21 protein-coding genes are annotated in these 24798 nt (G+C 69.7%); 12 read left to right on the top strand and 9 right to left on the bottom strand.

Features of this window, described 5'->3' with window-relative positions:
• Positions 1–31 precede the first annotated feature (31 nt).
• A complete protein-coding gene (locus BLT19_RS02080; RefSeq protein WP_091485532.1) occupies positions 32–1195 on the top strand; it encodes an AI-2E family transporter in 1164 nt (387 codons plus the stop codon).
• Here the strand turns inward: BLT19_RS02080 and BLT19_RS02085 are convergent.
• Complete coding sequence (locus BLT19_RS02085; protein ID WP_091485534.1) at positions 1192–2436, bottom strand: lactonase family protein; 1245 nt, start codon at positions 2434–2436, stop codon at positions 1192–1194. The genes BLT19_RS02080 and BLT19_RS02085 overlap by 4 nt on opposite strands.
• A 13-nt stretch (positions 2437–2449) precedes the next feature.
• On the bottom strand, positions 2450–3736 hold the full coding sequence (locus BLT19_RS02090) for an adenylosuccinate synthase (RefSeq protein WP_091485537.1): 1287 nt from the start codon (positions 3734–3736) through the stop codon (positions 2450–2452).
• Between the two features lie 95 nt (positions 3737–3831).
• On the opposite strand from BLT19_RS02090, the gene BLT19_RS02095 reads away from it, so the two are divergent.
• From BLT19_RS02095 to BLT19_RS02125, 7 genes are all read left to right on the top strand, one after another.
• A complete protein-coding gene (locus BLT19_RS02095) occupies positions 3832–4587 on the top strand; it encodes a Pr6Pr family membrane protein (protein ID WP_231917748.1) in 756 nt (251 codons plus the stop codon).
• 10 nt (positions 4588–4597) lie between these two features.
• Positions 4598–6040, top strand: coding sequence for an argininosuccinate synthase (gene argG / locus BLT19_RS02100; RefSeq protein ID WP_091493119.1), 1443 nt, complete (start codon positions 4598–4600; stop codon positions 6038–6040).
• A 48-nt stretch (positions 6041–6088) separates the two neighbouring features.
• A complete protein-coding gene (locus tag BLT19_RS02105) occupies positions 6089–6718 on the top strand; it encodes a TetR/AcrR family transcriptional regulator (protein WP_091485540.1) in 630 nt (209 codons plus the stop codon).
• Positions 6715–7572 (top strand): P-loop NTPase family protein, encoded by an 858-nt coding sequence (locus BLT19_RS02110; protein ID WP_197673012.1) that lies wholly within the window; start codon positions 6715–6717, stop codon positions 7570–7572. The genes BLT19_RS02105 and BLT19_RS02110 overlap by 4 nt, the downstream gene beginning before the upstream one ends.
• Positions 7569–9464: a YhgE/Pip domain-containing protein gene (locus tag BLT19_RS02115; RefSeq protein ID WP_091485543.1), complete on the top strand. Its 1896-nt coding sequence runs from the start codon at positions 7569–7571 to the stop codon at positions 9462–9464. Before BLT19_RS02110 ends, BLT19_RS02115 begins: the two co-directional genes overlap by 4 nt.
• 120 nt (positions 9465–9584) lie before the next feature.
• Positions 9585–12236 carry a penicillin acylase family protein gene (locus BLT19_RS02120; protein ID WP_172825575.1) on the top strand — a complete coding sequence of 884 codons (2652 nt, stop codon included), beginning with the start codon at positions 9585–9587 and terminating at the stop codon, positions 12234–12236.
• Between the two features lie 195 nt (positions 12237–12431).
• Positions 12432–13220, top strand: a complete 789-nt coding sequence (locus BLT19_RS02125) for an aggregation-promoting factor C-terminal-like domain-containing protein (RefSeq protein WP_231917749.1) — start codon at positions 12432–12434, stop codon at positions 13218–13220.
• A 10-nt stretch (positions 13221–13230) separates the two neighbouring features.
• On the opposite strand, the gene mnhG is transcribed toward BLT19_RS02125, so the two are convergent.
• The 7 genes from mnhG to BLT19_RS02160 form a co-directional block, all read right to left on the bottom strand.
• Positions 13231–13587, bottom strand: coding sequence for a monovalent cation/H(+) antiporter subunit G (gene mnhG / locus BLT19_RS02130; protein ID WP_091485546.1), 357 nt, complete (start codon positions 13585–13587; stop codon positions 13231–13233).
• Between the two features lie 2 nt (positions 13588–13589).
• Positions 13590–13859, bottom strand: a complete 270-nt coding sequence (locus BLT19_RS02135; RefSeq protein ID WP_091485549.1) for a monovalent cation/H+ antiporter complex subunit F — start codon at positions 13857–13859, stop codon at positions 13590–13592.
• Positions 13856–14542 carry a Na+/H+ antiporter subunit E gene (locus tag BLT19_RS02140; protein ID WP_091485552.1) on the bottom strand — a complete coding sequence of 229 codons (687 nt, stop codon included), beginning with the start codon at positions 14540–14542 and terminating at the stop codon, positions 13856–13858. Before BLT19_RS02140 ends, BLT19_RS02135 begins: the two co-directional genes overlap by 4 nt.
• Entirely contained in the window at positions 14539–16101 is a 1563-nt protein-coding gene (locus BLT19_RS02145; protein WP_091485555.1) for a Na+/H+ antiporter subunit D, read from the bottom strand. The genes BLT19_RS02140 and BLT19_RS02145 overlap by 4 nt, the downstream gene beginning before the upstream one ends.
• Positions 16098–16667: a Na(+)/H(+) antiporter subunit C gene (locus BLT19_RS02150; protein WP_091485557.1), complete on the bottom strand. Its 570-nt coding sequence runs from the start codon at positions 16665–16667 to the stop codon at positions 16098–16100. The genes BLT19_RS02145 and BLT19_RS02150 overlap by 4 nt, the downstream gene beginning before the upstream one ends.
• Entirely contained in the window at positions 16664–19621 is a 2958-nt protein-coding gene (locus BLT19_RS02155; RefSeq protein WP_091485560.1) for a Na+/H+ antiporter subunit A, read from the bottom strand. Before BLT19_RS02155 ends, BLT19_RS02150 begins: the two co-directional genes overlap by 4 nt.
• A gap of 100 nt (positions 19622–19721) precedes the next feature.
• Positions 19722–20780 (bottom strand): LacI family DNA-binding transcriptional regulator, encoded by a 1059-nt coding sequence (locus BLT19_RS02160; protein ID WP_091485563.1) that lies wholly within the window; start codon positions 20778–20780, stop codon positions 19722–19724.
• A gap of 62 nt (positions 20781–20842) precedes the next feature.
• Here BLT19_RS02160 and BLT19_RS02165 point away from each other — a divergent pair, with 62 nt between their 5' ends.
• From BLT19_RS02165 to BLT19_RS02180, 4 genes are read left to right on the top strand one after another with little or no spacing between them, the layout of a single operon-like run.
• Positions 20843–22081: an MFS transporter gene (locus BLT19_RS02165; RefSeq protein WP_091485565.1), complete on the top strand. Its 1239-nt coding sequence runs from the start codon at positions 20843–20845 to the stop codon at positions 22079–22081.
• A gap of 32 nt (positions 22082–22113) precedes the next feature.
• Positions 22114–22809: an endonuclease NucS gene (nucS, locus tag BLT19_RS02170; protein ID WP_091485567.1), complete on the top strand. Its 696-nt coding sequence runs from the start codon at positions 22114–22116 to the stop codon at positions 22807–22809.
• A gap of 20 nt (positions 22810–22829) precedes the next feature.
• Positions 22830–23513 carry an HAD hydrolase-like protein gene (locus BLT19_RS02175; protein WP_091485570.1) on the top strand — a complete coding sequence of 228 codons (684 nt, stop codon included), beginning with the start codon at positions 22830–22832 and terminating at the stop codon, positions 23511–23513.
• The gene (locus BLT19_RS02180) at positions 23506–24771 is read left to right on the top strand and encodes a coiled-coil domain-containing protein (RefSeq protein ID WP_091485573.1); all 1266 of its coding nucleotides are present in this window, start codon (positions 23506–23508) and stop codon (positions 24769–24771) included. The genes BLT19_RS02175 and BLT19_RS02180 overlap by 8 nt, the downstream gene beginning before the upstream one ends.
• The last annotated feature ends 27 nt before the right edge of the window (positions 24772–24798 follow it).

The following is a 24798-nucleotide window of genomic DNA, read 5'->3' on the forward strand; positions in this document are numbered from 1 at the left end:
ACGCGCGGCCCCCGGCCCTAGAGTGTCACCCATGACCGACGGCACCCCTTCGCCCGAGCCCCTCGCGGCTGACCCCGCCAGCGGCACCGATACCGGTGAGATACTCGCCGACGCGACCGTTCCGGCCGACAAGGGCGGACGCCCGCTATGGGCACGACTGGACAGCCCGTTCGGCGTGGGGTTCCTCCTCACCCTCGGTGGCCTGGCTGCGATCCTCCTCGGCATCGCGCTGACCAACATCGCCACGGTGATCATCTACATCGCGCTGGCGATGTTCGCCTCCCTCGGCCTGGACCCGGTGCTGAAGTGGTTCGAGCGGCATCACGTCAAGCGCGTCTGGGCGATCGTCATCGTCTTCTTCATCTTCGGCGTGCTCGCCGTCGGACTGCTCTGGCTCGTCGTCCCGACCCTCATCGACCAGCTCGGCGAGTTCTTTTCCGGCATCCCCGCGACCATCACGAACTTCGAGAGCTCCGACTTCTATCACTGGCTGGAAGGGTTCTTCGGCGAGGGTCTGACGACGCTCATCAACGACATCCAGTCGTTCCTGACGAATCCGTCCAACATCGCCGCGATCTCCGGCGGCATCCTCAAGGTGGGCGCCGGCATCGCGACCGCCCTTTCCGGCGGACTGATCATCATCGTCCTGACGCTCTACTTCGTCGCGTCGCTTCCGGCGATCAAGGAGTCCATGGTCCAGTTCGCGCCGGCGCGCAACCGCCCGAAGGTCCGCGACATGACCAACCAGATCACCGACTCCATCGGCGGGTACCTCATGGGCATGGTGATCCTGGCGTTCTTCAACTCGATCGTCGCGTTCCTCCTGCACCTGTTCCTCGGGCTGCCCTTCCCGCTGCTGATGGGGGTGCTCGCGTTCTGCATCACGATCATCCCGCTCGTGGGTCCGGTGCTGTACTGGATCACCGCATCGATCCTCGCCCTGTTCACGAGTCCGGTGGCCGCGCTGATCTTCGCGATCTGCTACCTCATCTACATCCAGATCGAGGCGTACGTCATCACCCCGCGCGTGATGAGCAAGGCGATCTCGATCCCCGGCTCGCTGGTGGTGATCGGCGCCCTGATCGGCGGCACGCTGCTCGGCCTCCTCGGCGCGCTGATCGGGGTGCCGGTGACCGCGTCGATCCTGCTGATCATCAAACAGGTGTTCCTGCCGAAGCAGGACGCGAAGATCTAGCGCGCCGCCGCCAGACACGTCGGCGACGGCACGTCGATCCGGTGCCGCACGCGCGATGGCACCCCGGTGCGCTGGTCGAGGGTCAGTGAGACGACGTCGTCGGAGTGCTGCCCGGCGATCAGGATCGTGTCGCGCACCACGAGATGGTGGCGCGGCCAATCGACCTCGGCATCCACGAGTGCGACCGGACTCAGCGCATCCCCGGCGCCGCGCACCCGCAGCGTGGAGATCGTGTTGCTGCCGCGCACGCCCGCGTAGAGGAATGCCCCGTCGCGGGACATCGACAGCTCGGCGGCGGTGTCACCGGCCAGCGTCTGCGCACCGAGCACAGCCGCGGTCACGATCCGCCATGCGCCGGACGCCTCCGCGGCCAGCGCGAACACCTCGCAGCTGAGTTCGGCGACGACGTACAGGTGCCCGCTCGGGTGCCAGACCATGTGCCTCGGTCCACTCCCCCGCGGGAGCGCCACCTGCTGCACGGCCCGCAGCCCGTCCGCAGTCGCCCGCCAGAACCGCACCAGGTCCAGGCCCATGTCGGTGGTCGCGACGAGGTCATCCGGGAGGAAGATCGCCTGATGCGCGCGGGAGACGCGGGATGCCGCATCCTCGAGCGCCGGCTCGTCCGAGTCCTCCTCGCCGGAGACCGGCACCTCGTGCTCCGGAATGAGGTGCGCGAACTCCGCGCCCGCCGCGGCGCGCAGGGCCCGCGCCGCGTCGGCGAGATCGGCGGCGCCGCTGAACTCGCCGGCTCCGCGGGTGTCGGCACGGGGGCGCAGATCGACCGCGCCCAGAAGATCGCTGGGGGCGGCATCCGGTCCATACGGATCCACCGCCGCCGCGGCGATCACCGGCGCGGACGGCATGCCCGCGGCATCCAGCCTCATCCGCACCACCCGCCCGTCGTTCCAGCAGCTGGCCACCAGTGACCCGCCGTCCGGCGCCACGGCGACGTGGCAGACCGCCGAGCCGGCTTCGACCGGGCCGCCCAGCGGTGCGAACGACGATTCACCGGTGCGCTGGAACGCGCGCACCGTGCCGGCATCCTCCATCGCCGCGTAGACAACCTCGAGTGCGGGATGGATGCTGACCCACGACGGTGATCCGTCGGTGACGACCGCGTCGCCGGCGAAGGCGAGCTGCCCGCCCGCCGAGCCGTCGTCCGGATCGCCCGCCAGCAGGACGCCGATGCCGGTGGCGTTGCCGTCGGAGCGGGCGGTGTACCCGCCGGTCCAGAGCTTCACGGAGTGACGGTCGTCAGTCGACGAGGTCGTGACGCACGATCACGGCGTCGCGCGCCGCTCCGACGCCGATCACCGAGATGCGGGTGCCGCTCAGCTCCTCGAGGTGCAGCACGTAGTCCTGGGCCTCGATCGGCAGCTCGTCAAAGGTGCGCGCGCCCGAGATGTCCTGCGACCACCCCGGCAGGTACTCCAGGATCGGCGTCGCGTGGTGGAAGTCGCTCTGGTTCACCGGGACCTCGTCGAACCGCACGCCGTCGACGTCGTAGGCGACGCAGACCGGGATCTCGTCGAGTCCGGTGAGGATGTCGAGCTTGGTCAGCACAAGGTCGGTGATGCCGTTGATCCTCGTGGCATAGCGCGTGATGGGCGCGTCGTACCATCCGACGCGACGGGGGCGTCCGGTGGTCGTGCCGAACTCGAAGCCGCGGGAGCGCAGCCACTCGCCCTGGGCGTCGAACAGCTCGGTCGGGAAGGGACCGGAGCCGACGCGTGTCGTATAGGCCTTCACGATGCCGACGATGCGATCGAGCCGGTTCGGACCGACACCGGACCCGGTGGCCGCGCCGCCGGCGGTCGCCGATGACGAGGTCACGAACGGGTAGGTGCCGTGATCGATGTCGAGCATCGTGGCCTGACCGCCCTCGAAGACGACGACGTCACCGGCGGCGAGCGCGTTGTCCAGGAGCAGTGCGGTGTCGCACACGATGCCGCGCAGGCGCTCGGCGTATGACAGGAGGTCGTCGACGACCTCGTCGACCGTGATCGCCCGGCGGTTGAAGACCTTCACGAGCAGGTGGTTCTTCTGGTCGAGCGCGCCCTCGACCTTCTGGCGCAGGATGTTCTCGTCGAACAGGTCCTGCATGCGGATGCCGACGCGATTGATCTTGTCGGCGTACGCGGGGCCGATCCCGCGGCCGGTCGTGCCGATCATGCGCTTGCCGAGGAAGCGCTCGGTGACCTTGTCGAGCGTGCGGTGGTACTGGGTGATGATGTGCGCGTTGGCGCTGACCTTGAGGCGCGATGTGTCGACGCCGCGCGCGTTCAGCGCCTCGATCTCGGCGAACAGCACTTCCAGGTCGACCACCACGCCGTTGCCGATCACCGGAGTGACGCCGGGAGAGAGGATGCCGGAGGGCAGCAGGTGCAGCGCGTACTTCTCGTCGCCGATCACGACCGTGTGACCGGCGTTGTTGCCGCCGTTGAACTTGACGACCCAGTCGGTGCGCTCACCGAGCAGGTCGGTGGCTTTGCCCTTGCCTTCGTCGCCCCACTGGACTCCGACGATCACGATGCCTGGCATGGGCTGCTCCCCCGCTTGTCGGCCATGCCACGCTAATCGCACAGCTACCGCCCATCCTATCGAGAGGGGGCGCCGGACGCCGATATGGTGGCGCCATGCTCACCTCACCCGCATGGGCCCGCACGTGGTCGATCCTCCGTCTGCTGATGGCCGTCGCGATCCTGGCGGCGGTCATCACCCAGCTGGTCGCCTCTGTCACCCGGACCGCCGAGAACGGTCAGGACGTCGGCACGGTCGTTGCGAACTTCTTCAGCTTCTTCACGATCCTCTCCAACGTCGGCTCCGTGGGTGTGCTCCTTTGGGCGGCGATCTGGTACTTCCGCCGCGGGAGGCAGTTCCGCAGCGAATCGCGGGGACTCGCGATCACGCTCGCGTCGGTCACGACGTACATGATCGTGACCGGGGTCGTCTACAACCTGCTGTTGCGTGGCATCGAGCTGCCCCAGGGCGCCGAGCCGGTGCCGTGGTCGAACGAGACGCTGCACGTCGTCGGGCCGATCTTCCTGCTGGTCGACCTGTTCGTCGGCCCGCTGCGCCGCCGGCTCCCGTGGCGGAACGTGCTGATCGTCATCGCGTTCCCGATCGTCTGGGTGCTGTACACCCTCGTCCGCGGCCCGCTGGTGACCAACCCGGTCTCGGGCGACCCCTTCTGGTACCCGTACCCGTTCCTGAACCCGAACAACTTCGACCTCGGCTATTTCGGTGTGCTCGGCTACGTCGTCGGAATCGCTGCGGTCATCGTGGGCATCGCCTTCTTCGTGATCTGGATCGGACGCCGGCGCGGCGCTCGTCGCTCCGATCGGGATGCCGCGGCCGCCTCATCCGCAGAGCGGCCGCGCGCCGCTCGATAGACTCGAGGGCATGTCGAAGGTTCTCCAGTCACTGCCCGTCGGCGAGCGCGTCGGCATCGCCTTCTCGGGGGGTCTGGACACGTCGGTCGCCGTCGCCTGGATGCGCGACAAGGGCGCCATCCCCTGCACCTACACCGGTGACCTCGGTCAGCCCGACGAGGACGACATCGACGCGATCCCCGACCGCGCGCTCGAGTACGGCGCCGAGATCGCCCGCATCGTCGATGCCAAGCGCGCACTCGTGGAGGAGGGTTTCGGCGCACTGGCCTGCGGCGCCTTCCACATCCGCTCCGGCGGACGCACCTACTTCAACACCACGCCCCTCGGCCGCGCCGTCACCGGAACGCTGCTGGTGCGCGCCATGAAAGAGGACGGCGTCGACATCTGGGGCGACGGGTCCACCTATAAGGGCAACGACATCGAGCGGTTCTACCGCTACGGACTGCTCGCCAACCCGCGCCTGCGCATCTACAAGCCGTGGCTGGACGCCGACTTCGTCACCGAGCTGGGCGGGCGCGCCGAGATGAGCCAGTGGCTGGTGGAACACGGCTTCCCGTACCGCGACTCCGCCGAGAAGGCGTACTCGACCGACGCCAACATCTGGGGGGCCACGCACGAGGCGAAGACCCTGGAGCATCTGAACGTCTCGCTGGAGACCGTCGAGCCGATCATGGGGGTGCGCTTCTGGGACCCGACGGTGCAGATCGAGACCGAAGACGTCACGATCACCTTCGATGCCGGTCGCCCCGTCGCGCTCAACGGCGTGGAGTTCTCCGATCCGGTCGCGCTGGTCCTGGAGGCCAACCGCATCGGCGGCCGGCACGGCCTCGGCATGAGCGACCAGATCGAGAATCGCATCATCGAGGCCAAGTCGCGCGGCATCTACGAGGCCCCGGGCATGGCGTTGCTGTTCATCGCATACGAGCGCCTGGTCAACGGCATCCTGAACGAAGACACTCTCGCCACGTACCACGAGCAGGGTCGCCGCCTCGGCCGACTGATGTACGAGGGCCGCTGGCTCGAGCCGCAGTCGCTGATGCTCCGCGAGTCGATCCAGAAGTGGGTCGGCACGACGATCGACGGCTCGGTGACGCTGCGGCTGCGCCGCGGCGAGGACTACTCGATCCTCGATTCCACGGGGCCGAACTTCTCCTACGCACCCGAGAAACTGTCGATGGAGCGCGTGGGCGACGCCGCCTTCGGACCCGTCGACCGCATCGGCCAGCTGACGATGCGAAACCTCGACATAGCCGACTCGCGCTCGAGACTCGAGCAGTACGCCGGCCTGGGCCTGATCGGCGGCGCGACCGGCGACCTCGTCGGGCGGGTCACGGCGGGCGAAGCGGACGAGATCACCGAGTCCGCGACCGAATCGGATGCCGCGGTCGAAGCCCTCGAGGACGCCATCGAAGCGGCATCCGATTCGGCCATGTTCGACGCTGGAACCGACTGACCGGACATTAACTTGCACAGTTATGTGCAAGTTAGTTAGTGTGATCGGGTGACCGACACCGACCTCTCCGCGCGCCCGCGGCGCCGTGACGCCCAGCAGAACAGGCAGAGCATTCTCGATGCGGCTCGTCGCGCGCTGGCGCACGATCCACAGGCCTCGGTCGGGGTGATCGCGCAGGACGCCGGCCTGTCGCGCCGCGCGCTCTACGGACACTTCGAGGACCGCGATTCGATCATCCGCGAGCTCGTCGCCTCGGGTGCCCAGCGCTTCAACGACATCGCCGCGCAGATCGAGACCGAGGACGCGCGGCTCGCCCTGGCGCAGCTCGCCGCTCGCCTGTGGAGCGACGCCGCACACGTGCAGGTGGCCGCGGCGATCGCGCTCGATGACGCCCACATCGACGACACCGCCGCAGCGCTCGCGCCGCTGCGACGCCGCGTGGTGGAGATCGTGCGCTCCGGGCAGGAGCGCGACGAACTGCGCACCGACATCGCCGCCCCCACCCTCGCCCGGCTCATCGAGGAAGCCGCGCGGGGCGCGATCACCCGGGTCGACGCGGGATCCCCCGACGCGCAGGCCCTCGCGGTGAAGGCAGTGATGAGCATCGCGGGCCTGTCCTGGCGCGAATCGGTGGCGCTGCTCGCGCAGCATCCCGAACTGATCGGAGACGCATCGTGAAGGTGGAACTGCGCGAGGTCGCCAAAGGCCGGCGGATGCACGCCCTGCCCGAGACGAGCCTGACCTTCGAGTCCGGCCGTGTCGTGCTGGTCGCCGCGGAGACCGAGCAGCGCCCGACCGTGCTCGGCCTGATCGCGTCGGGCCGCCTGCGCCCCGACGCCGGCAGTGTCACCATCGACGGAAGGACGGATGCCTCGGCGCTTCGCCTGGCGACCGCGCTGGTCGATGCGCCCGACGTCTCCGAACCCGAGCCGAACGTCTCGGTCGCCGGCGTCGTTGCCGAGGAGCTCATGTTCGCCGGCCTCGCGTCGCATCCGATCGCCGCGCGGCGCTGGCTCGAGGATCTCGGCATAGCCGAGATCGCCGGCACGCCGATCGGCAATGTGGAGCCCGAGGAGCGGATCCGGATCCTGTGCGAACTCGCCGCGCTGCGGGCCGGCGTCGCGGGGCTCGTCCTCACCTCGCCCGACCGGCACGGCGGGGAGCCCGCCGCGTGGTGGTCGATCGCCGAGGACTTCGCCGGCCGCGGACTCGCGGTCCTGGTGATCGCCGGGCGCGCCTCGGCGGCCCTGCTCGCCCACGCCGAGTCGCCAGCCGCCGGCGAGGAGCAGGTGCTCGCCGCCGAGGCGGAGCGCCCCGTTCCCGCCGACGAAGCACCCGCCGCCGACGCGGACCCTGCCCCCGAGGCATCCGAACGTCGGACGATCCCGCTTTCGTCGGAGGATTCCGGCGAAATCGTCCGACATTCGGATAATTCTCCGACGCTCGGATCCGAGGACGGCCGTGAGACCGACGCTGGTGAAGCGGATGCCGGGACTCCGCCGACCGACGAGGACGAGGCGACCCGCGCATGAAGGTTCCGCAGATGATCGCCGCCGAATTCCGGCGCCTGACCTCGACGCGCATGGCCGTCATCGCGCTGATCGCGCTGATCGCCGTACCCGTGCTCTACGGCGGACTGTACCTCTGGGCCAACCAGGACCCGTACGCGAAGCTGGCCGACATCCCGGTGGCCCTCGTGGTCGACGACGACGGCGCGACGATCAACGGCACCGCCCGCAACGTCGGACACGAGGTCGCCGACGAGCTCGTCTCGGACGCGAGCTTCCAGTGGCACGTCGTGGACGACGAGTCGGCCACGGCCGGTCTGGACTCCGGCGACTACGACTTCGCCGTGGAGATCTCGGCGGACTTCTCGGAATCGATCGCGTCGATCACGACCGATCAGCCGCGCACCGCGCAGATCCTGCTGCGCACCAATGACGCGAACAACTACCTCGCCGGCACGATCGGCACGCAAGCCGTCGAGCGGATCCGCGCCACGGTGGCCGAGAAGATCGTCCGCGAAGGCGGACTGACGCTGCTGGACGCGCTCGCGACGATCCGGGTCGACCTGGCCGAGGCCGCCGGCGGCGCCCAGCAGCTGGTGGACGGTCTGGCGACGGCCCAGAGCGGCAGCGCGCAGCTGGCGAGCGGTTCCGCGGAGCTGGCCAGCGGCACCGCGCAGCTCCAGACCGGCGCGGCGCAGCTCGCCGACGGCACGGCGCAGATCGCGGACAACCTGGTCGCCCTCCGCGACGGAGCGGGACAGGTCGCCGACGGCACGGCGCAGCTGGCCGCAGTCGCCGACCGTGTCGGCGCGGCATCCGCCGATGCCATCGGCCTCCTCCCGCAAGCGCGCGCGGACATCGAAGCGCGTCTGGTCGCAGCGGGCCTTCCGCCTGAGGAGGTCGCGGCGATCCTGGCCGAACTGGACCCGGTGGGCGCGAAGCTGACCGAGGTCGACCAGCGCGTGCAGACTGCGGTCGGCGATGTCGATCGCCTCAACGCCGGCGCGGGCCAGGTCGCCGCCGGCAGCGCGCAGCTCGCCGATGGCGCCCGCACCGCCGCCGACGGTGCCGCCGCGCTCTCCGATGGTGCGGTAACCGCCGCGGAAGGTGCCGCGCAGCTGAGCGACGGTGCCGCACAACTCGACGGCGGCATCGGCCGGCTGGCCGGCGGCGCCCAGACACTGCAGAGCGGACTCGCCTCCGGCGTGGCGCAGCTCCCCGACACAGATCAGCCCACTCGCGAGCGTCAGGCGGCGACCCTGTCCGACCCCGTCGATGTCGAAACCAGCGCCGTCACGAAGGCGTCGAACTACGGCGCCGGCCTGGCACCCTTCTTCGCAGCCCTCGCCGGCTGGATCGGGATCTACGCGCTCTTCCTGATCGTCAAGCCGATCTCGCGGCGCGCCGTGACCGCCCTCCACTCGCCCATCCGCGTGACCGTGGCCGGCTGGCTGACCCCCGCCCTCCTCGGCGCGGTGCAGATGGCCGCGCTGTTCGGCATCCTCGCCGTCGCGCTCGGCTTCGGCTTCGCGCATCCGCTCGCCACGCTCGGGATCATGGTGCTCGCGTCCTTCACCTACGCGGCGATCATCCTGGCGCTGAACGTGTGGTTCGGCTCCGTCGGGCAGTTCCTCGGTCTGGTGCTGATGGTCCTGCAGCTCGTGACCGCCGGCGGCACCTTCCCGTGGCAGACCCTGCCGGCTCCGCTCGCTGTCCTGCATCACGCCCTGCCGATGGGCTACGTCGTGGATGCGATGCGCCAGCTCATGTACGGCGGCGACCTCGGCCGGGTGTGGGCCGACATCACAGTGCTGCTGGTGTGGCTGGGCGGCGCCCTGGCGCTGACGGCGCTCGGGGTGACCCGGATGACGCACCGGCGCACGCTGCGCGACCTGCAGCCCAGCCTGATCGGCTGATCTCTTCGGGGATGGCCCGCGGCGGGTTACGATGCCTTCCGACGCCGCGACCCGAATCGCGGCCTCGAGGACCACGACCACCGGGACCGGGTCCGACACCGTGACACCGAGAGAACTTCAATGTCGAAGCCCCGTACGGGACCCCTCCTCACGCCACACGCCGCCGGGTCGGCTGCGCCACCCCGGCGGCGCTCCGTCGGTCGGATCATCGGGATCAGTGCGTTCAGCCTCGTGGCCGCCATCGTCGTGATCGCCCTGATCGCCGCCGGCTTCGTCGTCTGGACGATCCAGCGCTCGTTCCCGCAGCTGTCCGGCTCGATCGGCGTCGAGGGCCTGGGGGACGACGTCACCGTCCAGCGCGATGCGCTGGGCATCCCCACCATCACCGCATCGACGACGGACGATCTCTTCTTCGCCGAGGGCTACGTCCACGCGCAGGACCGCTTCTGGGAGATGGACTTCCGTCGCCACGTGACCAGCGGCCGATTGGCCGAGCTGTTCGGCGAGTCGCAGGTGCCCACAGACATGTTCCTGCGCACCCTCGGCTGGCACGAGGTCGCTGCTGAGGAGGTGGATGCGCTCGATCCGACGGTGCGGTCGTATTACGACGCCTACGCACACGGCGTCAACGCCTACCTCTCCGAGCACCGCGGGGCGGACGTGTCGCTGGAGTACGCGGTGCTCGGCCTCCAGAACGCGGACTACGAGATCGAGCCGTGGACAGCGGTCGACTCGGTCGCGTGGCTGAAAGCCATGGCATGGGACCTCCGGACGAACATCGAGGATGAGACCGACCGCGCGCTGATCGCCCCCGACTTCGACCCCGAGCAGATCGACGAGCTGTACCCGGGCTACCCGTTCGATCAGAACCCGGTGATCGTTCCGTCGATCACACCGGCCGATTCCGTCCCGCCCGTCGCGCGGGCCGCCGTCGCTTCGAGCGCCGACGCATCGAGCGCCGATGAGCTGCCCGCATCCGCAACCGTCACGTCGCGCCGGGCCGACAGCGTGATCGAGGCGGTCAGCGAACTGATCGGCGGCGCCGGCGAGGGCATCGGTTCCAATTCCTGGGTGGTCTCGGGCGACCTCACCGAGACCGGCATGCCGCTGCTCGCCAACGATCCTCACCTCGGCGCCGCGATGCCCAGCGTCTGGCACCAGGTGGGTCTGAAGTGCCGCGTCAAGAACGCGGACTGCGGGTTCGATCTGTCGGGCTTCAGCTTCTCCGGCGTCCCGGGAATCGTCATCGGCCACAACGACCGCATCGCGTGGGGGTTCACGAACCTGACCACCGACGTCACCGACCTGTACATCGAGAAGGTCGACGGGAACTCCTACTGGCGTGATGGGGCCCTCGTGCCACTCGAGCGGCGCTCCGAAACGATCCGCGTCGCGGGTGGCGACGACGTCGAGCTCGACATCCGCTCCACCGTCCACGGACCGATCGTGTCGGGACTCACGCCCGAGTTCGACGCGATCGCGGCGGATCCGTACGTCGGAACCGACGGCGCCATCACCGCGCCCGCCGATGCCCCGGCGGGTGAGTCTGCCGTCAGCCTCGAGTGGACCGCGTTGGAGCCCGGCCCGACAGCGGCATCCATCTTCGCTCTCAACCTCGCCCAGGATTTCGAGGGATTCCGCGCCGCTGCCGAGCAGTTCGACGTGCCCGCGCAGAACCTGATCTACGCCGACGTCGACGGGAACATCGGCTACCAGTCACCGGGGAAGCTGCCTGTCCGCGGCGCCGGCGACGGTTCGATGCCGCAGCCCGGCTGGGATCCGGCGTACGACTGGCAGGGGTATGTCCCGTTTGAGGAATTGCCCGTCGTCTACAACCCGCCTGCGGGCTACATCGTGACTGCCAACAACGCTATCGTCGACGAGGACTACCCCTACGCCTTCACCCGAGACTGGGATTGCGGTTGGCGCGCGGCCCGGATCACCGATCTCCTCCAGCGCGCGGCAGCCGGCGGCCCGCTGACCGCCGAGGACATGCGCGACATCCAGGCCGACAACGAGTTCTTCTTCGGCAAGCGCCTGGCCTCCGCATACGCCGACATCTCGGTCGGCGAGCGCGGTCCCGACGCGGCGCTGGATCTGCTGCGATCGTGGGACGCGCAGAACGATGCGGACTCGGATGCCGCGGCCTACGCCAACGTGCTCTGGGACCAGCTCGTGACGGACCTGTTCGTGAACGGTCGCGCGCACCCCGCCCCTGTGGCGGATCAGGGACGGCTGTTCCTGGTCGTCGATCGCCTGCTCGATGATCCTGGCTCGCCCTGGTGGACGAACGACGCGCTGGATGTGGACGGGCAGGAGCAGATGCTCGTCCACGCAGCCCGCGCCGCCTATGACCGGATCGTGACTGCGCAGGGCGATGATCCGGCGCGCTGGAACTGGGGTGCGCTGCACGCACTCGAACTGCGCAGCGGCACCTTCGGCTCCTCGGGCATCCCCGCGATCGAGATGCTGTTCAATCGCGGTCCGTACGCAGTGGGCGGCGGCTCATCGGTGGCCAACGCGACCGGATGGACCATCGGCAGCGGCTTCCAGACGGTGACGGTGCCCTCGATGAGAATGGTCGTCGACCTGTCGGACTTCGACGCCTCGGGCTGGAACCACCTCACCGGAACGAGCGGCCACGCGTACCATCCGAACTACATCGATCAGACCGAGGCGTGGCAGCACGTGCGCCTGACGCCGTGGGCGTTCAGTGAGAGCGCCGTGGCGGCGGCGACCACCGACACGCTGACCCTCATGCCCGCCCGCTGACACGCAACGGACAGGGTTCTCGGAGAACTCGTCCAGACTCGCCGCCTACCGTGTACGGGTTGGTCCGACCTCCCGAAGGTCCGGCTCCGGCACCCTCAGCCTGCCCCCGGGTTCCCCGATCGCTCCGCGATCCAGGTCTGCCCTCTGCCCCCACCGTCGTGGGCTTCTGCAGGGAAGACCGATCATTGGAGTCCTGTGCGCTTTCGCACTTTCAGCCGCGCGCGTGCCGCGAACCGAGCGAAGAAGTCCCTCCTGCCCGTCGTCGTCGCCGCAGCGATCCTGACCGCCGGCGGCATCTCGGCCGGCGCCGCGAGCGCGATGGCCGTTACCCCTGCACCCGCCGCGCTCAGCCCGACGGTCGCCCCGACAGCGGAGCGCCCGATCGACCAGGACGCCGCGTTCCAGGTCACGGTCGCCCTCGCTGTGGAGCGCAACGCGGCCGGCAAGGTCGACACCGCCCACCTCGCCTCCGCGATCGACGAGCTCAGCGACTCCTCGTCGCTGTCCACCCGATCCGTGCGCGCGCTCACGACGCAGATGAAGGCTGCATCCGTCGAGGTGTCAGCCTCCCTGACGGCGTACAACGCCGCTGCGGCGGCGCAGGCGGCCGCGGATGCCGCAGCGGCGGAAGCGGCCGCACAGGCAGCCGCCGCCGAGGCGCTCGCCCAGGCCAACACGCCCGACGGTGCCCGTGCCACGGCGCGCAGCCTCGCCGCATCGCAGTACGGGTGGGGCGACGACCAGTTCTCCTGCCTGGATTCGCTCTGGCAGAAGGAGTCCGGCTGGGACTACCAGGCCTACAACGAGGGCGGCGGCGCCACCGGCATCCCCCAGGCGCTCCCCGGCTCGAAGATGGCGTCCTTCGGCTCGGACTGGGAGACCAACGCCACCACCCAGATCGCCTGGGGACTGGACTACATCTCCGCCGTCTACGGCACACCGTGCTCGGCGTGGGGCCACTCCCAGTCGGTCAACTGGTACTGATCCTGCAGGATCAGCCGCCGGCCGCCGGCGGAGTCCGCTTCGAGTCGGCGAGCTCGTCCACCAGGAGCGACCGCTCGTCGATGGTCCCGTTGCGGTAGGCCTGCCGTCCCACCATGTGGGCGGAAAGGGGCGCCGTCGCGAGCTGGAAGAGCACCACCGGCACGAGGAAGGCGACGACCGGCCACGACCGCAGCGAGAGCGCGATCGCCAGGCAGATCAGGATCAGGCCGAGCACCTGCGGCTTGGTCGCCGCGTGCAGCCGGGTCGGGACGTCGCGGAAGCGCAGCAGCCCGATCGCCGCCGTCAGGCACAGGAGCGCTCCGATCAGGATGAGGATCAGCGCCGCGACATCCAGGATCTCGTCCATGTTCACTGGTCCACGTTGTCCTTCCGCGCGACGAACCGCGCGATCGAGATCGATCCGAACACGCCGACGGCCGCGATGATCAGCAGCACCGGCAGCGTGCGGGTGTGGTGATTGATGGCCATCTCGGCACCCAGCACGCACATCACGAGCGTGAGCAGGACATCGGATGCGACGGCCCGATCCAGGATCGAGGGTCCTTTGACGATGCGCCACAGCGTCAGGAGCGCGGCGATCGCGAAGACCACGTAGATCACGACGAGCAGGATGCTCATGATGTCCCTCCCTTCCGCGACGGCTGCGGTGTCTCCGACGACGCGGAGCGAGTCGGGCGATACAGTGCCATCTGGGCGCGCGAGCCCACCGCCATCACGATGCGCTGCTCCCAGTGCAGCACGCTCTCACGCTGCTTCTCGATGTCCGCCGCGTCGCGCACGCCGATCACGTGCAGGTAGAGGATCCGCCGGTCGCGATCGGCATCGACGATGAGCGACCCCGGGATGAGGGACGCTGTCACGGCGGTGTGCGTCATGATCAGGTCGTCGTCCGTGCGAAGGGGAACGGCGATGATCGCGGTGCCGGGCTGACGCCGGAAATCCAGCACCTGCCACGCGACGATCAAGGATCCCTTGACCAGCGACGCGATGAACTCCAGGACGAAGACCAGCCCGTACCAGAGGTTCACCCGGCCGGAGAGCTCGACCGGCGGCAGTCGGAACACGCGGGTGACGGCGATCGCAGCGATGAGGCCGGTGATGAAGGCCAGCACGGTGAACTGACCCCACAGCAGCATCCACAGGGCGATGAGCCAGACGAAGAACGGCAGCTGACGCCAGACCTGCGCGAGCACGCCTCGCTTGGCGGCACCCGCGCCGTCTCCGGGCTGGCGTGCCGGGCGGCCCGCGGTGCTGGCGGCGCTGTGATCGGCGCGGGAGGTGTGGTGGATCGGCGCGGTCATCGTCCCGCCTCGTCCTCGAGCTGCGAGATGCTGACCGGTTCCAGGAGCGCGGCGCCGATGCGGGCGCACACGTCGTACAGCGGCCCGGCGAAGATCGTCAGGGCGACGGTCACCGCGACCATCCCCGCGGTCGCCGCGGTCATGATGCGCGGGATGACGCGGCGCTCGGTCTCCACGGCGGCCGCCGGCGACGCACCCAGGTACGAGATGCGCGCCTCCGTTTCCGCCGAGTCGTCCTCCTCGCGCCAGAAGGCGAGGTTCCACGCCCGCATCAGCGCATAGAGCGTGAGCAGCGACGTCACGATGCCGGCCACGATCAGCACCATCATCAGCGGCGTACCGACCTCGGCCGCCGCGTCGAACAGGGCGTACTTGCCGATGAATCCCGAGAACGGCGGCAGCCCCCCGAGGTTGACGGCGGGGATGAAGTAGAGCACCGCGATCACCGGGGCGGCCCGCATGAGTCCCTTGACGCGCAGGATCGACGTGCTGCCGGCACGACGCTCGATGAGACCGACGGCCAGGAACAGGGTGGTCTGCACGACGATGTGATGGACCATGTAGTAGATGGTCGCGCCGATCGCCGCCGGTGTGGCGATCGCCAGACCGAACACCATGTAGCCCACGTGACTGACCAGGGTGAACGAGAGTATTCGTTTGAGCTCGGCCTGGGCGAGCGCACCCAGGACCCCGACGATCATCGTCGCGAGGGCGACCACCAGCAGCAGCGTGTTCACGTCGTTGTCGCGGAAGAGCTCCGTCTCGGTGCGGATCATGGCGTAGACGCCGACCTTGGTCAGCAGGCCGGCGAAGACGGCGGTCACCGGTGCCGGCGCGGTCGGGTACGAGTCCGGCAGCCAGAACGAGAGCGGGAAGACGGCCGCCTTGATGCTGAAGGCCAGGAGGAGCAGCACGTGGAGCACGGTCTGGGTCTGCTGCGGCAGCTCGACCATGCGCTCCGAGATCTGCACCATGTTCACGGTACCGAGTGCGCCGTAGATGACTGCGATCGCCGCCAGGAACAGGATCGAGGACACGAGCGATACGACGATGTAGACCACACCGCTTCGGATGCGCGACTCCGTGCCGCCGAGCGTGATCAGCACGTAGGAGGCCACGAGCAGGATCTCGAATCCGACGTAGAGATTGAACAGATCACCGGCGATGAACGCGGTGAAGATGCCCGCAGCAAGGATCAGGTACGACGGGTGGAATATCGACACCGGCGTGTCATCATCGTTGTCGGCGGCGCCCTGCCCGACCGAGAAGAACAGCACGGCCAGCAGGACGACGCTCGAGACGACGACCAGCAGGGCCGCCAGCCGGTCGACGTACAGCACGATCCCGAACGGGATCGGCCAGCCGCCGACCGAGACCGCGATCGGTGCATCGCCCGCATCCACGACCACCAGCAGCACGGCGGCGATCGCGAGCACGATGGTCAGGGTCGCGATCGACACAGCGATCTGCGTTCGGCGGTGCCGCCCGGCGATCAGTGCGATGGCCGCACCCAGGAGCGGCAGGGTCACGAGGAGGGGGACGAGGGCGCTGAAGTTCATTCGTCCTCACCTCGCTTCGGCTCGTCGGCACGCGTGCCGGGGCCGGATCCGCGTCCGCGGTCCGGGCGATCGGTGGGAGCGTCGTCGCGCAGCCAGGCGAAGTCCCGGCTGCCGAGCACCGTGATCGGTGCGGTGTCGAGGCCGACGAAGTCGGTCGTGGAGTCGTCGCCGATCAGCTCGGCCTCGTCGTCGAGGGTGTCTTCTGTCTCGACACTGCGGTCGCGAAGCGCGATGTCCTCGGCGTCGTCCTCGACCGTGTCGGCCTGACCCAGCTGCCAGGACCGGTAGATCAGGGCCAGCAGGAACGCCGAGATCGCGAAGGTGATGACGATCGCGGTGAGGGTGAGCGCCTGAGGGAGCGGATCCGACATCTCATCCGGTGAAGCCGATCCGAAGAAGGGAGCCACGCCGGGCTGGCCCATGACGATCAGCAGCAGCAGGTTGGTCGCGTTTCCCAGGAGCAGGAAGCCGATGAGCACGCGCGTGAGGCTGCGCTCGAGCATCGCATACACACCGCAGGCGAAGAGCACCGCCATCACGACGATCAGCACGAGGGAGACGTTCATGACGCGCGCACCCCGCTCTCGGGACTGGTCTCGCGCAGTTCGAGCGCCTGGCGGTCGACCTCCGCGCCGAGGCTGCGCAGCACGTCCAGCACGAGTCCGATGACGACGAGGTACACACCGATGTCGAACAGGGTCGAGGTGACGAACTCGACGTGGCCGATGCCCGGGATCTCCCACTCCCAGAACGAACTGGTCAGCGGTGAGAGTCCGAACAGCAGCGGCACCACGGCACAGGCGACGGCGAGGGTCATGCCCGCTCCGAGCAGACGCCCGGCGTCGGTCGGGGCCGCCGCGCCCAGCTCGTAGCGTCCGCCGGCGACGTATCGCATCACCAGCGCCATGCCCGCCACCAGTCCGCCCGCGAACCCGCCGCCGGGCAGATTGTGGCCGGCGAACAGCAGGTACAGCGAGACGATGATGATCGAGTGGAACAGGATCCGCACGATCACCTCGAGCATGATCGACCGGTTCTCCGGTCGCACGCGCTGACCGCCCACGAGCCACGCCATGCGCTGGGTGCCGGTCGCCTCGCCGCGCGGGCGCACCCCCTCCGAGGTCTCCACGAGCGGACGCCGGGTACGGGAGGCCGCCGGCGGCAACGGCGCCGTGGACATGGAGAGCGTGTCGGCGCGATGGGTGACGAACACCAGCGAGGCCACGCCGGTCGCCGCCAGGATCAGCACCGACAGCTCGCCCATCGTGTCCCACCCGCGGAGGTCGACCAGTGCGACGTTGACCACGTTCCTGCCGTGCCCGAGCTCGTAGGCGAGCGTGGGGAACGCATCCGAGATCGGCGTCGCGGTTCGCGCAGCGGTGGCCACCAGCGCCACCAGCGCCATGGTCGCACCGACCGCTGCGGCCAGCACCGCCCGCGCGACGGGCCAGACCGACGCGTTGTGCTCGCCCATCCGGGACGGGATGCGCCGCAGCACGAGGGCGAACGCCACGAGCGTGACCGTCTCGACGAGGATCTGGGTGAGCGCGAGATCCGGCGCGCCGCTCGTGGCGAACAGCAGCACCATGCCCAGTCCCGTCACCGAGACGAGCACGACCCCGCTGTAGCGCTTCCGCGCCCGCACCGCGACGAGCCCGGCGGCGATCATGATGGGTGCGACCACCAGCTGCATCGGCGTCTGATACGCGTCCAGCTGCGCGCGCCATTCGGTGCCGGCCAGGAGCGCGGTGCCTTCGGCGGCGACGAAGACGACGAAGATCGTGCCGACGTACACCGGTAGTGATCCGCGCTGGGTGAGCCCGGTGACCACGACCGACACGCGGGCGATGCCGCGCAGTGACGCGTTGTACACGTCTGCCGACGTGAACGGGGTGATCCGCTTCGTCCACGCCTTCGCCGAGGGAGCCAGCGCGGTGAGCCAGAACAGGCCGGCGCCGACGACGATCGTGGCCAGCGAGATCCACAGCGCCGGCTCGAAGCCGTGCCAGAGGAGGAGATGGGCCGGATGCTCGGGCGCCGCGACCCCCGGAGTCGACAGCGGCGCGAGGTCGGCGTAGGGACTGAGGACGACATCCAGCAGCGGCGCCGCGAGCCCGGCGATGATCGTCAGCGATGCCAGCAGCACCGGCGAAGCCAGGAAGCCGATCGGCGGATCGGGCCACGCGGTAGCCGGCAGCGCGGCGCCTTCGGCATCCTTCTTCGTCCAGAACGCCCCCCAGAGGAAGCGGATGCCGTACGCGGCCGTCAGGATCGACCCCAGGATGATCCCGATGAGCCCGACGATGCCCCAGGCCGCCCCTCCGGCCGCTTCGTGCAGGAACGCCGTGAGGATGCCTTCCTTGGCGACGAACCCGATCGCCGGGATGATGCCGACCATCGAAGCGATGGCGATCGTGGTGAAGGTCGCCATCACCGGCGCCTGCCGCCCGACACCGCTGAGCTCATCGATGTCGCGGGTGGACAGCTGGCGGTCGATGACGCCGACGACCAGGAACAGCGCCGACTTGAACAGGGCGTGGCTGATCAGAAGGGCGAGGCCTGCGAGCGCGGCATCCCGCGTTCCATAGCCGAGCACGATCGTCAGGAAGCCGAGCTGGCTCACGGTGCCGAACGCGAGGATGCGCTTGAGGTCGCTCTCCCGCAGCGCCTGGATGCCGCCGAGCAGCATCGTGAACACGCCGAGCCCGACGACGATCGGACGCCATGGTCCCGCCCCCGCGAACACCGGCGCGAACAGGGCGATCAGGTAGATGCCCGCCTTGACCATCGCCGCGGCGTGCAGGTAGGCGCTGACCGGCGTGGGTGCGGCCATCGCACCGGGGAGCCAGAAGTGGAACGGGAAGATCGCGGACTTGCTGAGCGCGCCGACCAGGATCAGCACCAGCGCCGCGTCCACGACCGCGCCGGTGGGCGCCGCAGCGAGGATCGCGGAGATGCTGGAGGTGCCGGTCTGCACGACCATCAGCACCACGCCGATCAGCATGACGAGCCCACCGAGGCTGGTGACCAGCAGCGCCTGGAGCGCGGCGCGGCGGCTGGCGGAGCGGCGGTTGTAGTACCCGATGAGGAGGTAGGACAGGACGCTCGTGATCTCCCAGAACATGATCAGCACGACCAGGTCGTCGGTGAGCACGAGTCCGTACATGGCGCCCGCGAACGCGAGCAGGACGGCGGAGAACTGCGCCAGGCCCTCGGTCTTGCCCCGGAAGTACCAGCGGCAGTAGACCATCACGAGCGCGCCGACGCCGGTGACGATCAGCGTCATCACCCACGACAGCGTGGTCATCCGCATCGACAGCTCGATGCCGAGCGGTGGGATCCAGTTGAATGCCTCGAAGGGAATGTTCCCGGCCAGCACGGCCGGCGTCTGGATCGCGGCCTGTACGAAGGCGGCGATCGGCAGCAGCGCGGCGACGTAGAACGCTCGTTCGCCGATGCGCCCGACGAGCCAGGGCAGCAGCATCGGCAGGATGGCGAACGCAGCGAGAATCACCAGCATGGGCGGCCTCCTCGTTGTCGTCGGCCGGACGGCTCAGGAGCGGGGCACGGGCGATCGGGGTCGACTCCCATTCTACGGGGAGCCTGGAAGCTGCTCCCCGTCAGGGAGCGACCGCGGTCGTGTTCCCCTCGCGGAACACGCAGGTGAAGCGGATGGATGCCGCGTCCTCGCCGGCCAGCATCGCCGCGACGGCCATGCCCGCGGCGCGCCCCTTGTCGGCGGCCGGCTGGACGAGGGTGGTCAGCTCGTACGGGGCGAGCCCGTCCACCACGATCCCGTCGAACCCGGTGACGCTGACATCCTCCGGCACCCGGAGACCCGCCTCCTCCGCGGCGCGGATCACCCCGGCTGCCAGCAGGTCGCTCTGCGCGAGGACTGCGGTCGGGCGGGGTCCGTCGACGGAGAACAGTGCACGGCCGGCGGCCAGCCCCTCGTCGATGAAGCTCCCGGCGGACGCGAACACCGCGGCATCCGGATACACATCCCGCGCTCCGGCCAATCTCTCGCGGGTGACGTCGATCGTGATCGATTCGCCGTCTTCGAGCCGGCCGCGACCGCGCCCCGTCCGCAGCGGCAGGGTGACGATCGCGACCCGGTCGTGGCCCAGGCTCCTCAGGTGGCTGGCGGCTTGGCGTTGGGCCTCGCGGTTGTCCAGCTCGATGCGCGGAACCCCGTCTCCGGCGTCGCCCTCGATGACCACGACGGGAATCCCGCGGGAGCGGACCACCGCCAGCGACTCTCTGAGCATGCCGCTGCACCCGACGAGGACAGCCGCATCCAGTGGAGCCGTGGTGAGCGTGGGCTGCGCTCCGTGCGGTCCGGCGCCCTGCGAGACGTCGTCGCGCAGGAGCAGCAGGCCCGCGCCCAGGGAGGCGACCCCGTCTGCGAGGCCGTCCATCATCCGCGTCTTCACCGGGTCCAGGAACACCGTTCCCAGATGTTCTTCGAACACCACTCCGACGATGCCCGATCGGCCACGCCGCAGCGACGCCGCCCGGGGATCGGGTCCGGTGTACCCCAGTTCGGCGGCAGCCTCGAGCACCCGAAGGCGCGTCGCGTCGGAGACCGGTGTCTTGCCGCTGAACACGACGGACGCCGTGGACGGCGAGACGCCCGCCTGCCGGGCGACGTCGGTGATCGTTGCTCTGCGGGCACTCATGATGCGACTGATCGTACCCGGCCCGTTTCCGCGCGTCGAATCGATTCGGTACGCTTGTCGTCATGGACTCGACGATGACCCGATCCCAGTACGTGCGGTGGCGGACGGCGATCTTCGCGATCTTCCTGGCCAGCGGCCTGTCGATCGCGACCTGGGCCGCGCGCGTCCCGGACATCAAGGACGAGATCGGGGTCGACAACGCTCAGCTTGGTCTGATGCTCCTGGCCGGCGGGATCGCCTCGATCCTGGGCGTCACGGTCAGCTCGGTCATCCTCGCCCGTTTCGGCGCACGGCGCGGGATGCTCGGCGCGATGATCCTCTTCGGTCTCGGCGTCGCCGTCATCGGCATCGGGGCGGAGGTGTTCGCCTCGCCGATCGTCGTGACGGTGGGGCTGCTGCTGTGGGGATTCGGCAACGGCGCCGTCGATGTCATGATGAACGTCGAAGGCGCCGCCATCGAGAAGCATTCGGGCAAGACGATCCTGCCGCTGTTCCACGCGTTCTTCAGCTTCGGCACCGTGCTCGGTGCGGGTCTGGGCGTCCTGGCGATCGCGATCGGCGCCGGCGTGCTGGTCCACCTCAGCGTGATGGCCGCGCTCATCGTCGTCATCGCGTTCGTCAGCGTCGCCAACGTGCCGGCCACCGAGGACGAGGTGGTTCCGGCGGAGACGGGCGAGAAGCTCGGGTGGCGCGAGCGTCTGAGCATCACGCTGTCGGCCTGGCGCGAACCGCGCACCTACGCGCTCGGCGTGATCATGCTCGGGATGGCCTTCGCCGAAGGCGGCGCCAACGACTGGCTCGCGCTCGGGGTCGTGGAGGGCCACGGTGCCGATCCCGCACTCGGGGCCGCGGGCCTGGCCGTCTTCTCGGTCAGCATGACCGTGGTGCGCATGTTCGGCGGCCCCCTCGTGGATCGCTTCGGGCGCGTGGCCACGCTGCGCGTCCTGGCGGTGACCGCCACGATCGGCCTGCTGCTGTTCATCCTCGCGCCGTCGCTGCCGCTGGTCTTCGTCGGCGCGGCGCTGTGGGGCGCAGGCGTCTCGCTCGGCTTCCCGCTGGGCATGTCCGCCGCCGCCGATGACCCCGCCCGCGCAGCGGCCCGCGTGAGCGCCACCGCGACGATCGGCTATATCGCGTTCCTCGCGGGTCCGCCGCTGCTGGGCCTGATCAGCGAGCACATCGGCCTGCTGAACACGCTGTACATCCTGGTCGCGCTGATCGTGGCATCCGGCATCGCCTCCCCCGCCGCCAAGCCGATCGCCGGGTCCACCGTCGGCGCCGGCCACTCGCACGGACACTGATCCCCACCCGGACGGACGGTTAGGCTCGTCGGGTGCGCCTCGTCATTGCCCGCTGCTCGGTGGATTACACCGGTCGCCTCAACGCGCACCTGCCGCTGGCGACGCGCCTGCTGGTCCACAAGGGCGACGGCAGCCTGCTGGTGCACTCGGACGGCGGGTCGTACAAGCCGCTGAACTGGATGAGCCCCCCGTGCACGCTGTCGGTCGAAGTCCCCGACGCGGATGCCATCGCCGACGGCGTCACCCAGCAGTGGCGGGTCACGCACGCCAAGAGCGGGGATGCCCTGCTGGTGCACATCCACGAGGTGCTCCACGACTCCGCGCATGAACTCGGCGTGGACCCCGGTCTCATCAAGGACGGTGTCGAGGCCGACCTGCAGCGGCTGCTCGCCGAACAGGTCGAGGTGATCGGCGAGCACCTCACCCTGGTGCGCCGGGAGTTCCCGACCGCGATCGGCCCGGTCGATCTGCTGCTGCGGGACCCTGCGGGTGGGACGATCGCCGTGGAGGTCAAACGCCGCGGCGACATCGACGGGGTGGAGCAGCTGACGCGCTACCTCGAGCTGCTCGGTCGCGATCCCCACCTCGCCCCGGTGACCGGCGTGTTCGCCGCGCAGGAGATCAAGCCGCAGGCGCGGGTCCTCGCGGCGGACCGCGGAATCCGCTGCGTGACGCTGGACTACGACGGCATGAAGGGCGTGCAGTCCGGCGCTCCGAGGTTGTTCTAGGCACAGGTAGCGTTGTGCCCATGGGGAATCGATCACCGTGGACATGCATCCTGTGGGACGTCGACGGGACGATCATCGACGCGTCGGACGGGATCCTGCGGCGCCTGACCATCACGCTCGAGCACTTCGGCCGTCCGGCCCCGACCCGCGCGGAGCTCGTCCACTGGATCGGGCCGCCCATGTTCGACTCGTTCCAGGTGACCGGGGGCATGACTCCCGATCAGGCGACCGAGGCGGTGGCCTACTACCGCGTGCTCGGCAAGGCCGACGGCTACACGACAGGCGCACGGGTGTACGACCACGTCGCCGAGCTGATCGCCGAGATCCACACCGCCGGGGTGCCGCAGGCGACCGCCAGCTCGAAGCCCGAGGTGCAGGTGCAGGCGCTGATGGACCATTTCGGTCTGACGCCTGATTTCGCCACGATCGTCGGGGCGACCCCGGACGAGCGCACGCTCGGAGCGAAGGCCGACATCGTCGCCGAGGCGCTTCGACGCCTGTCCGCCGCCGGCGTGGACATCAGCCGTCCGGTGCTGATCGGGGACCGCCGCCACGATGTCGACGGGGCGGCTGCCAACGGCGTCCCCGCCATCTTCGTCCGCTGGGGATTCAGCTGGCCGCACGAGTCCGAAGGCGCCCAGGCGGCGGTCGACACCGTCGAGGAGCTCCGCGACCTCGTACTGATCCCGGACACCGATGCCTGAGACGAACGGTGACGTGCTGGCGTGGGTGGTCCCCGCGCTGGTGGTCTTCGGGGTGGCGGCCATCGCAGTGGTCGCACTGGTCTGGTCGCTGCGCCGCGCGCGTCGCTCGCCGCGTGCGCGGGCAGCCGCCGAAGCCCAACGCGCCGGGGCAGGCGCGACGCTCGTGCGCCTCGACGACGCCGTCGACGAGCTCGACCTCGAGGTCGGACTGTCCGGAGCGCTCTACGGCGGCGGCGCGCCGACGTCGCTGCGCCGGGCGCGCCTGACCTCGCAGCATGTGCGCGACACGTCCTTCGAGGAGTACCGGGCGATCTCGGGGTCCGATGCCTCCCCCGACGAGATCAAGCGCGTCTCGGCGCGCATCTCCCGGCGGGCTGCCGACGCGCTGGCCTCCATCGCCGCGGCGCGGACGGAGCACTCCGGCTGGGTGCAGGCGAACGTGTCAGCAGCGCAGCAGGTCGCCGCGGCCGAGGAGCGGCTGCGCACCCTTCGCGCGTCGATGGGGGATCCGGCCGCCCTCGTCGCGCAGCTGTCCTCGCAGTTCGCCGAGGAGGAATGGGCCGAAGCCGCCCGCGCCGCTCGCGACGCGGTCGAGGATGCCGAACAGGCCGAGCGACACCTCTCCACCGCGGCGAGCGCGGCCGCCGACCCCTCGCGCAGCGCGCTGCCGGACCTCGCCGCCGCCGAACGGGCCCTGCGGCGCGCCGAGGCGGACGGCCGCGTCCTCGAAGAGGCTCACCGACTCGCACTGCAGGCAGCGCAGGCGGTGCCGGGCGAGTTCGCCGCCGCCCGCGCCGCGCTTCGTCAGGCTGCCACGATCCGGGAGCAGCTCGAGCCGGGAGACGCGGATCGGCTCGGAGCTGAGCTGCGTGCGATCGATGCGGAGCTGGATTCGCTGGAGACGGATGCCGCGCGCCGGCCCGCTCGGACCATCGACGGGATCGCCCGCCTGCGAGGTCGCCTCGACCTGGCCCTCGGCGATGCCCGCACGGCGCAGCAGCGCATCCGCGGGGCACGCACCGCGCTTCCCGGAACACTCGCGGCCGCCCGGAACGCGATCGGCCACGCCGAGGCATCCGTCCTCCAGACCCGCGCCGGAGCCGACGCCCGCTCCCGGCTCGCCTCAGCGCATCGCGAACTCGCATCGGCCCGCCAGGCACCCGATCCCGTCGAAGCACTCGACGCAGCGCGCCGCGCGATGCGCGACGCGGAGGATGCGAAGGCGCTCGCGGATTTCGATCGGCTCGGACGCGCCTGATCCCCCGCGGTGCCGCCGGATCCGCGG

Source organism: Microbacterium pygmaeum, from assembly GCF_900100885.1.
Taxonomy (GTDB): Bacteria; Actinomycetota; Actinomycetes; order Actinomycetales; family Microbacteriaceae; genus Microbacterium; species Microbacterium pygmaeum.

What these genes read in the sequence shown, in the direction of transcription:
- BLT19_RS02080 (WP_091485532.1), top strand. Translation starts at nt 32, where the DNA reads ATGACCGACGGCACCCCTTCGCCCGAGCCCCTCGCGGCTGACCCCGCC.
- BLT19_RS02090 (WP_091485537.1), bottom strand. Translation starts at nt 3,736, where the DNA reads ATGCCAGGCATCGTGATCGTCGGAGTCCAGTGGGGCGACGAAGGCAAG.
- BLT19_RS02095 (WP_231917748.1), top strand. Translation starts at nt 3,832, where the DNA reads ATGCTCACCTCACCCGCATGGGCCCGCACGTGGTCGATCCTCCGTCTG.
- argG (WP_091493119.1), top strand. Translation starts at nt 4,598, where the DNA reads ATGTCGAAGGTTCTCCAGTCACTGCCCGTCGGCGAGCGCGTCGGCATC.
- BLT19_RS02115 (WP_091485543.1), top strand. Translation starts at nt 7,569, where the DNA reads ATGAAGGTTCCGCAGATGATCGCCGCCGAATTCCGGCGCCTGACCTCG.
- BLT19_RS02120 (WP_172825575.1), top strand. Translation starts at nt 9,585, where the DNA reads ATGTCGAAGCCCCGTACGGGACCCCTCCTCACGCCACACGCCGCCGGG.
- mnhG (WP_091485546.1), bottom strand. Translation starts at nt 13,587, where the DNA reads ATGGACGAGATCCTGGATGTCGCGGCGCTGATCCTCATCCTGATCGGA.
- BLT19_RS02135 (WP_091485549.1), bottom strand. Translation starts at nt 13,859, where the DNA reads ATGAGCATCCTGCTCGTCGTGATCTACGTGGTCTTCGCGATCGCCGCG.
- BLT19_RS02140 (WP_091485552.1), bottom strand. Translation starts at nt 14,542, where the DNA reads ATGACCGCGCCGATCCACCACACCTCCCGCGCCGATCACAGCGCCGCC.
- BLT19_RS02145 (WP_091485555.1), bottom strand. Translation starts at nt 16,101, where the DNA reads ATGAACTTCAGCGCCCTCGTCCCCCTCCTCGTGACCCTGCCGCTCCTG.
- BLT19_RS02150 (WP_091485557.1), bottom strand. Translation starts at nt 16,667, where the DNA reads ATGAACGTCTCCCTCGTGCTGATCGTCGTGATGGCGGTGCTCTTCGCC.
- BLT19_RS02155 (WP_091485560.1), bottom strand. Translation starts at nt 19,621, where the DNA reads ATGCTGGTGATTCTCGCTGCGTTCGCCATCCTGCCGATGCTGCTGCCC.
- BLT19_RS02160 (WP_091485563.1), bottom strand. Translation starts at nt 20,780, where the DNA reads ATGAGTGCCCGCAGAGCAACGATCACCGACGTCGCCCGGCAGGCGGGC.
- BLT19_RS02165 (WP_091485565.1), top strand. Translation starts at nt 20,843, where the DNA reads ATGGACTCGACGATGACCCGATCCCAGTACGTGCGGTGGCGGACGGCG.
- BLT19_RS02175 (WP_091485570.1), top strand. Translation starts at nt 22,830, where the DNA reads ATGGGGAATCGATCACCGTGGACATGCATCCTGTGGGACGTCGACGGG.
- BLT19_RS02180 (WP_091485573.1), top strand. Translation starts at nt 23,506, where the DNA reads ATGCCTGAGACGAACGGTGACGTGCTGGCGTGGGTGGTCCCCGCGCTG.